Annotated in this window: 8 protein-coding genes; all 8 read right to left on the bottom strand. The window is 33.8% G+C overall.

The window, feature by feature from the left end:
- Positions 1-189: 189 nt before the first annotated feature.
- Positions 190-1,638 carry a glycoside hydrolase family 1 protein gene (locus B2S90_RS00555; protein ID WP_055233726.1) on the bottom strand — a complete coding sequence of 483 codons (1,449 nt, stop codon included), beginning with the start codon at positions 1,636-1,638 and terminating at the stop codon, positions 190-192.
- Positions 1,639-1,650: 12 nt separating this feature from the next.
- Positions 1,651-2,526, bottom strand: a complete 876-nt coding sequence (locus B2S90_RS00550) for a hypothetical protein (RefSeq protein ID WP_055233727.1) — start codon at positions 2,524-2,526, stop codon at positions 1,651-1,653.
- On the bottom strand, positions 2,523-3,743 hold the full coding sequence (locus B2S90_RS00545; RefSeq protein WP_055233728.1) for a hypothetical protein: 1,221 nt from the start codon (positions 3,741-3,743) through the stop codon (positions 2,523-2,525). Before B2S90_RS00545 ends, B2S90_RS00550 begins: the two co-directional genes overlap by 4 nt.
- Positions 3,744-3,754: 11 nt before the next feature.
- On the bottom strand, positions 3,755-4,006 hold the full coding sequence (locus B2S90_RS00540) for a hypothetical protein (protein ID WP_006505197.1): 252 nt from the start codon (positions 4,004-4,006) through the stop codon (positions 3,755-3,757).
- A 259-nt stretch (positions 4,007-4,265) separates the two neighbouring features.
- Positions 4,266-4,502: a hypothetical protein gene (locus B2S90_RS00535; protein WP_055233729.1), complete on the bottom strand. Its 237-nt coding sequence runs from the start codon at positions 4,500-4,502 to the stop codon at positions 4,266-4,268.
- Between the two features lie 71 nt (positions 4,503-4,573).
- On the bottom strand, positions 4,574-5,332 hold the full coding sequence (locus B2S90_RS00530) for a histidinol-phosphatase (protein ID WP_279068305.1): 759 nt from the start codon (positions 5,330-5,332) through the stop codon (positions 4,574-4,576).
- 39 nt (positions 5,333-5,371) lie between these two features.
- Positions 5,372-6,265 carry a homoserine kinase gene (thrB, locus tag B2S90_RS00525; protein WP_055233731.1) on the bottom strand — a complete coding sequence of 298 codons (894 nt, stop codon included), beginning with the start codon at positions 6,263-6,265 and terminating at the stop codon, positions 5,372-5,374.
- A gap of 2 nt (positions 6,266-6,267) precedes the next feature.
- Complete coding sequence (gene thrC / locus B2S90_RS00520) at positions 6,268-7,752, bottom strand: threonine synthase (RefSeq protein ID WP_286696371.1); 1,485 nt, start codon at positions 7,750-7,752, stop codon at positions 6,268-6,270.
- Positions 7,753-7,885: the final 133 nt, after the last annotated feature.

Here is a 7,885-nt window from a genome sequence, read left to right as displayed (position 1 = left end):
CTGACACTTGTAAAGTGTTTTTTCGAATTATTTTCTATTTTTATCTCACGGCGTCTATTTTTGTTGATATAATCAATGTTTTTCTATTTTAATTATTATTTATCCTATTTTATATATGTCTCTTGCAAGCTTCCTATGCATTTTTTAAACATAAAAAGACTGATTCAATATGAATCAGCCTTCTATGAATTATAATTCTTCACCATTGGTTTCAATAACTTTCTTATACCAATAATATGAATCTTTTGGAATTCTCTTAAGAGTACCTGAGTTTTCATCTTCATCACGATCTACATATACAAAACCATAACGTTTCTGATAACCATTTAACCAGCTTAATAAATCAGTGTATGACCATGTACAGTACGCAAGAATACGACATCCATCATCACATGCTTTCTTTAATTCCTCGATATGGTTACGTAAATATTCAATACGATATGAATCATGAATCTGTCCATCTTCTAATTTATCAAATGCGCCAAGACCATTTTCTGAAATAACGATTGGTAAATCATAACGTGAAGTAATCTTACGACATGCAAAACGTAATCCCATAGGATCAATAGTCCAGTCCCAGTCAGTTGTAGGAAGATTCTTATTAGCTGGTACTTTATACATACCTGGCACACCTTCCATCTCAGCTGTACCTTTTTTACCTGTATTGTTTTCACCGCCAAGAGAATCAACACCATCTAATGGGTTATATTCAATACTGCATGTCTTATAATAGTTCACACCCATAAAGTCTACCTTTGCGGCAGCTGCCTTTAGAATTTCAAGGTCGCCTTCCTCAAAGTGAGGTGCAACGCCTAATGATTCTAAGTATTTCATGGCAGATCTTGGATAACGTCCATATGCATAAACATCCATCCAGTAATATGACTTCAAATCTTCATAGTCTACACATGCCATCTGATCTTCCGGCTTATCAGACACAGCATAAGCAGGACCATACGCAAATGATGAGCCAACTAATGCATCAGGATAAAGTTCTTTTAATGCCAACACTGACTTAGCATGAGCCATGAATGCATGATGATTTACCTGATAGTAAGTCTTCATATCTTTGAATTTTCCTGGTGGATGTTTTGCTAGCATCCAGCCATGGCCTGTGAAGACATTCTGTTCATTTAAAATAATCCAGTGTTTAACACGATCACCATAACGTTTAAATAATGTTGTTGCATAATTAACAAAATCATCGACAATACGACGGTCTTCCCAGCCATGATATTGATCTTCTAATGCCTGTGGTAAATCCCAATGATATACAGTCACCATTGGTACGATGTTATACTTTAAGCATTCGTTAATTAAGTCATCATAAAACTGTAGACCTTTTTCATTCACCTGCCCGTTGCCATCTGGATAGATTCTTGACCAGGCAATTGAGAAACGATAAGTCTTAAGACCCATTTCACCCATTAATCTGACATCTTCTTTATACATGTGATAATGATCAACTGCTTTATCACCTGTAGTGGCTTTGAATGTCTTACCAGGGATTCTTACAAACTTATCCCATACAGAAGGTTTTTTACCATCTTCAGCCCAGGCACCTTCTACCTGATAAGCAGCTGAAGCACTTCCCCATAAGAAATCCTTTGGGAAACCTTTTGATTCTTTAAAATACATAGCGTCCTCCTATCATCCATTTCTATTTAAAAACTCTGCGAGAAGATCCTTATAAGGATGCTTTTCATCAAGAGCATAAAACGGCTTATCTTTTAATGGCATCAGTTCTTTTTCACATACTGCTGCATTGTATAAATCAAATACATCATTAAAATCAGCTTTATTGTTATTCTTGTTCTGAATAAATAATGTAGGAATAGTATTTTTCATAATATATCTCATGACATCTAGATCATCTAAAGTGATATTTAATTCTTTTCTTAACACAATCGAAAGAAGAGGGCGTGTGATTGATTCTGGATATCCTTCATTTTTCATGAGATAAGCAAAGTAGTCACGTACATTCTTAAATGTACTTTCTACAATCATGCTTGTTGCATTCTTTAATAAGCCGGCACTGCCTGCACAAAGTAGTGCAGTTGCACCTGTTTCTTTACCATAGAAGAAGACATGATGTTCTTTGCCATATTTTTGAATAATATAACGATTCCAGTAGTTGATATCCATAACATCCTGAAAACCAACACCTCTTGTGACACCATCCGATGAACCATTGCCATAACAGTCAACCATCAAAATATTGGTATGTGGACAGATTGACTGAAAATAGAGTGCTTCATTTTCTAAAGAAGAAGCATCCTTAGTAAATCCATGAACCATAATCAATGTATTGTCTGCATGATCCACTTCAAGAAGATACCCAGTTAAAATCGCATCATTCATATTCTTAATACGTACAACCTGAGGTTTTAAAACCTCAAATGAAGTACGATTAATATGTGTACGATATAAACGTTCATCCACAAACTGACTTGTTTTTTGATATAACCCTGCACCCGCAAGGACAGCTGTCCCGAAGACCGCTGTAACTATATTTCTCTTTTTCATTTATACCAATCTCCAAAATTATCCAATAACAATCTATTGATATTCAATACCTGTTCAAATGAGCTGAGTTTATACTTATCATTATTCATTCTACCTGCAAAGAAACGAATAGCGGCAACAAGTTCATTACGAACTGATGTACGCATTTCTGTTGGGAATGAACTGATTGGGAAGCATGTGAATACAAATGTATTATAGTCACTGCTAAATAAATCCAACAATACATCATATCCCTCATTCTTTAATAACGTATTACCTAACGCAATATCTAGATCATGGTTCGCATAGACAAGAATCGAATCCACAATTGTTCTGAAGAACTGTTTGATAACTTCTCTAAAAGGTTCCTTCTTATGTAAGTAATAATAGAATAAATAAGAATAAACGAGATTACATTCATTCAAATTATCTGCTTCTTTATCATATAAAATAAAATGTTTCTTCATATTATCTGATAAAGCTTTTAAGACAATTTGATTAGAATTAAACAATGAGCTTAAATCAGTCATGATACAGAATGCGAATAATGTATGCTGACATAAAAGATGCATTAAATGGAATAAGTAGCTTGCCGCATGCTTATAAAATACATCTAAGCGATCCACGATTTCCTGGATCAATTCTCTCACATAATATAAATGATATTGATATTCAGTATCACGATACTTGGAATTTGGTCCATCCCAATCATATTCATAAAGTATGTTACGCAATAATAAGATCAACGAACAAATATAAACATCATATTTTTGTGTCTTGATTAAATCATGCATCACTGGAAGATAGATTTCATAAAAAGAATCAATTGTCTTCTGATTAATACCCTGATGATACTTCATATACTCCAATATCTCGATATAATCGATTGGTGCCATGTTTGTATCAATCAAATGATGTTCCTTCACAATTTTTGGAATCAAAGAATAGTGAAGAACATGTTTAAACTTTTCTTTATAAAAAATATTTACCAGAGCATCTTTAATAATAAACTGCTTTTCCTGGTCATTTAAATTTTCTGAAAATTCCGCATCAACTTTCTCACCATATGAAAGCTCAACATAAATATCGATATTTCTGAAGCTCTCATCAAGCATATAATAATGAAACTTCATAGCAGTATCACCAATGCGATAACTACATCTATAACGATATTTACCTAGATAATGACTTTTATGTTCATCCAGGTACTGTTGGATAACATCTTCTATTTTACCCATACAATCCCTCCTTAAAAATCATTTTCATGAGCCATCTTAAAACGAGCGATTGATCCACTCTTAATAAAACGTTCCGCAAAGAAACGAATATTATCTAAATGAAAGTCTCCTCCCATTGTAAGAGAAGTATCCATGATTTCTTTTGTTAAGGCATAAAGTGCTTCTTCAGTTAATCCATAATCATCTGGATTAATGATTTCTCTCACCGCTTCTACACATTCTTCAAGATGTGCTGTTTTATCTATATCTGTAATATGTTCCATTTTATCACCACCTTTATTATACATCAAATAATATATCCATTACCAATCCTTTGATTTGTACTAGGCACTTCTATTTTAAAGGTTTTTCGCTATAAAAGAAATAATATCATTGTTTTTTTCCATCTAAAGCAATTATATAAATAATAAAGTAATACGACTATGATATATATTACTACATTTCCAATGTTTTAGTGCATTAAAAAATGTTGGATATATCGATGCTTTTTCACCATAAGTACACTCATAACTGTCAAAAGGATTAGAATTTTATTTTTTTCCTATAAGTCCATGTCTGATCATCACCAAGCATATATTCACCATAATGAACACGATGACCATCACTTTTTCTAATCACAACAGGAATCCATCCTGCATAAATATGTTTAGAATCGTTAAAAATATAAGCATCCTCTGTTTCAAATGCTTCATCGATATGTATTGCCATTTCACCAAGTGATTCTAAAGCAATTTTCTTTGCTTCTTCATAATTAACCATATGCATTTTCTCCTTCTCTTATTTATATTATGCACTCATACCACCAAAACAAAAAGGCTTTTTCAAGCCTCCTATTTCAACATCTTTATATCTTCGGTAATCTCTAATCCATTTTCTTTTAAATAAGTATAAGCACGATTGTATGTTTTAGTGTCTTTTAATGCACCAGCATCATGCGCATCTGTTCCTATAATAATACGATTATGATGCTTTTTACATAAATCAATAAATGGCTGACTTGGATAATGACGCATTGCCTTATATCCTAATAAATTGAATTCTAAAGGCATATTTATTTCAGCTGCATGAATACAGATTTTTTCTAATTCATCAATATGTTCCTGCTTACTTTCATCATAGAAGACAACATCAGGATGTGCTACATATGAGAATAAACCTGTATCCATTGCCTTGAGCACCTGTGATACATATCTTTTTAATTCTTCTAAACTTACAGGATACCCATAGTAAATACCTGTTTCATCACTGCCATCAAAATGATTACCTAAAATAAGATAATCTAGTCCATAACGTTCTACCTGCTCCTTAAGCCAGTCCATCTTATCTTCAAAATATTCACATTCTAAACCAATCTTAATAGAAATCTTGTCTTTATATTTATCTCTAAGTACTGATAATGTATGGACATAGTCTTCAAGCTGTGATTCATCCATACGCATTGTGGCATGATAGCCTGAATCATAATGCCATGGTGTATGATCTGAAAAGCCTAGTTCTGTATATCCGGTTGAAATGGCTGCTAAGATATACTCTTCTTCACTTCCAATTGCATGCATGCATCTTGTTGTATGTGTATGATAATTCTTCATTTAATCCTCCCGAAAAAAATACCTGACAACAGCCAGGTATTATAAAAAGTCACATGTAAATCCACGTTCATCTAATTCTAACTTTTCTACTTGCCATCCGTCAATTAAAGACCCTAATTCTTCTTTAATACGAACAACACCCATTGTATCATCCGCACGAATTAAAGCCATGATAGTAGGCCCTGCACCTGATAGATAAGCACCTAATACTCTTTCATCCTTCTCTAATACATCCATAATAGGGAAGAAGTTATCAATTAAGTGTCCACGATATGGCTGATGGAAACGATCCTTGAAGCCTAGTTTTAAACCTTCATCATATCCATTAATAAGTGATGCAACCATCAATGCAAGATGAGATACATTCTTAATCGCATCTGCACGGTCTAATGTCTGTGGTAATACAGAACGTGCTTTTTCTGTAGATAATGTGAAAGGTGGAATGAGCGCTACATAACGATAGTCCTGTTTAACAGGGATCGAAAGTGTGGTCACTTTATGCTCTTCCATAACAGATACAGTTAATCCACCAAAGATGGCTGGTGCAACGTTATCTGGATGTCCTTCAATCTTAGTCGCAAGTTCAAGGATGTTCTGACGTTCTTCATAACGATTCTTGAATGCGAAAGCCCCGACAATACCAGCAACAATACATGTAGAAGAAGAACCTAATCCTCTCGTATAAGGAACATCTCCTTCATTGGTAATACGTAATCCTTTATAATCTAATCCCACATAACGTGCACCTTCTTCAAAGGCACGATAAGTTAAGTTATCTTTATTCGCAAACTGTTCAGGACATCCCAAGATTTCTAATCCTTCATCTAATAATTCAAAAGTGAATGTATTATATAAAGTTACTGCTAGACCCGCAACATCAAATCCGGGTCCTAAGTTTGCGCTTGTTGCAGGAACTCTTACCTTTACAAACATAATTAGTACTCCTTGATCTTATCTGCAATAGTATCTAAAATGGCATCTCTATCAATAACACCCTTATGAAGGATTTCACGATTCTTAATACCCTTTAATGGATAAGAAATATCCATACCAGTTAATTCATGTAATTTTTCAATAGCTGTATAAACATCTACTTCTTCACCTGTTAATGCCTGATAAACAGATTCAGGGAACTTATAAGGTGACGCAGTTGAAAGTAAGATTGTCTTAGTTGTATCACCAGTATTCTTGACATATTCTTCATAAACACCATAACCAACCGCTGTATGTGTATCTAATAAATATTTATTTTCATTCCAGCAGTCATGAATGACTTTAAGTACATCTTCTTCTCCAAGACATCCTGCCTTGAATTCTTTCTGAACTCTTGCAAGTGTTTCATCATCTACTTTATAAACACCTGTTTCTTTAAGTTCTTCCATGTACTTATTTACTTTTTCACTATCACCATTCACCATGAACCATACTAATCTTTCTAAGTTACTAGAAACTAAGATATCCATTGCAGGTGCATTCGTTTTATAGAATTCACGTCTTGCATCATAAGTGCCAGTTGTAAAGAAATCGGTTAAGATATTATTCTTATTAGAAGCAACAATGAACTGGTTCACTGGTAAGCCCATATTTTTTGCAATCCATCCAGCTAAGCAGTTACCAAAGTTACCTGAAGGTACTGTAAAGTTCACTGCTTCTCCCAACTTAATTTCATTTCTCTTTACAAGTGTTAAATAAGAATAGAAATAATAAACAATCTGTGGAATTAAACGTCCAATATTAATTGAATTAGCAGAAGATAAGAAAATATGATGTTCATCACAAAGTTCTTTTAATTCTTTTGAACCAAAAGCCTTCTTAACTGCAGACTGTGCATCATCAAAGTTTCCTCTAATACCAATGATTTCAACATTCTTACCTGTTGTTGTGACCATCTGCTGCTGCTGAATAGCAGATACACCATCAATTGGATAGAAAACCTTAATACAAGTCCCTTCAACATCCTTAAAGCCTTCTAATGCAGCTTTACCAGTATCACCACTTGTTGCTGCAAGAATCATCACTTCACGTTCTTCACCTTTCTTCTTTAAAGAAAGAGTCATCATTCTAGGAAGCATAGATAATGCCATATCCTTGAATGCAGCTGTAGGACCCTGATAGAGTTCTGCAACATATACATTTCCTGCTTTCTTTACAGGAACCACTTCATCACAGAATAACCCTTCACCATAAGCCTGTGTACAAGCTGTATGTAATGCTTCCTTTGCATCACTTGGTGCAAATGTACTAATAATCTCTGTTGCAAGATCAACATAGTTTAATGATAGAAGTTCTTCTAAGTTTTTTTTCTCAAAATCGAAGTCAGGTACAAGTAACCCCCCATCACTTGCGATTCCCTGAAGAATAGATGTATAAAAATCAATAGGTGCCTGATTGCCTCTTGTGCTCTTAAACAATTTTTCCATTGTGCATCTCCTTATCTTGTGTTTTCACACATTGTATTAAATAATCGGAAATAAGTCAATCAAGTTCGTTATTTTTTCAATTTCCCTAAATTATTACATATTTTTAAATATTCAAAGAAATACTGTTTTCTTT

The organism is Catenibacterium sp. UBA627, assembly GCF_002299355.1.
Taxonomy (GTDB): Bacteria; Bacillota_I; Bacilli_A; order Erysipelotrichales; family Coprobacillaceae; genus Catenibacterium; species Catenibacterium mitsuoka.
Note: the sequence above shows the minus strand (reverse complement) of the source record. Positions and strands in the feature narration are given on the sequence as shown.

Coding starts and splice junctions, on each gene's coding strand:
- thrB (WP_055233731.1), bottom strand. CDS start 6,265: ATGTTTGTAAAGGTAAGAGTTCCTGCAACAAGCGCAAACTTAGGACCC.
- B2S90_RS00550 (WP_055233727.1), bottom strand. CDS start 2,526: ATGAAAAAGAGAAATATAGTTACAGCGGTCTTCGGGACAGCTGTCCTT.
- B2S90_RS00535 (WP_055233729.1), bottom strand. CDS start 4,502: ATGGTTAATTATGAAGAAGCAAAGAAAATTGCTTTAGAATCACTTGGT.
- B2S90_RS00530 (WP_279068305.1), bottom strand. CDS start 5,332: ATGAAGAATTATCATACACATACAACAAGATGCATGCATGCAATTGGA.
- B2S90_RS00545 (WP_055233728.1), bottom strand. CDS start 3,743: ATGGGTAAAATAGAAGATGTTATCCAACAGTACCTGGATGAACATAAA.
- thrC (WP_286696371.1), bottom strand. CDS start 7,752: ATGGAAAAATTGTTTAAGAGCACAAGAGGCAATCAGGCACCTATTGAT.
- B2S90_RS00555 (WP_055233726.1), bottom strand. CDS start 1,638: ATGTATTTTAAAGAATCAAAAGGTTTCCCAAAGGATTTCTTATGGGGA.
- B2S90_RS00540 (WP_006505197.1), bottom strand. CDS start 4,006: ATGGAACATATTACAGATATAGATAAAACAGCACATCTTGAAGAATGT.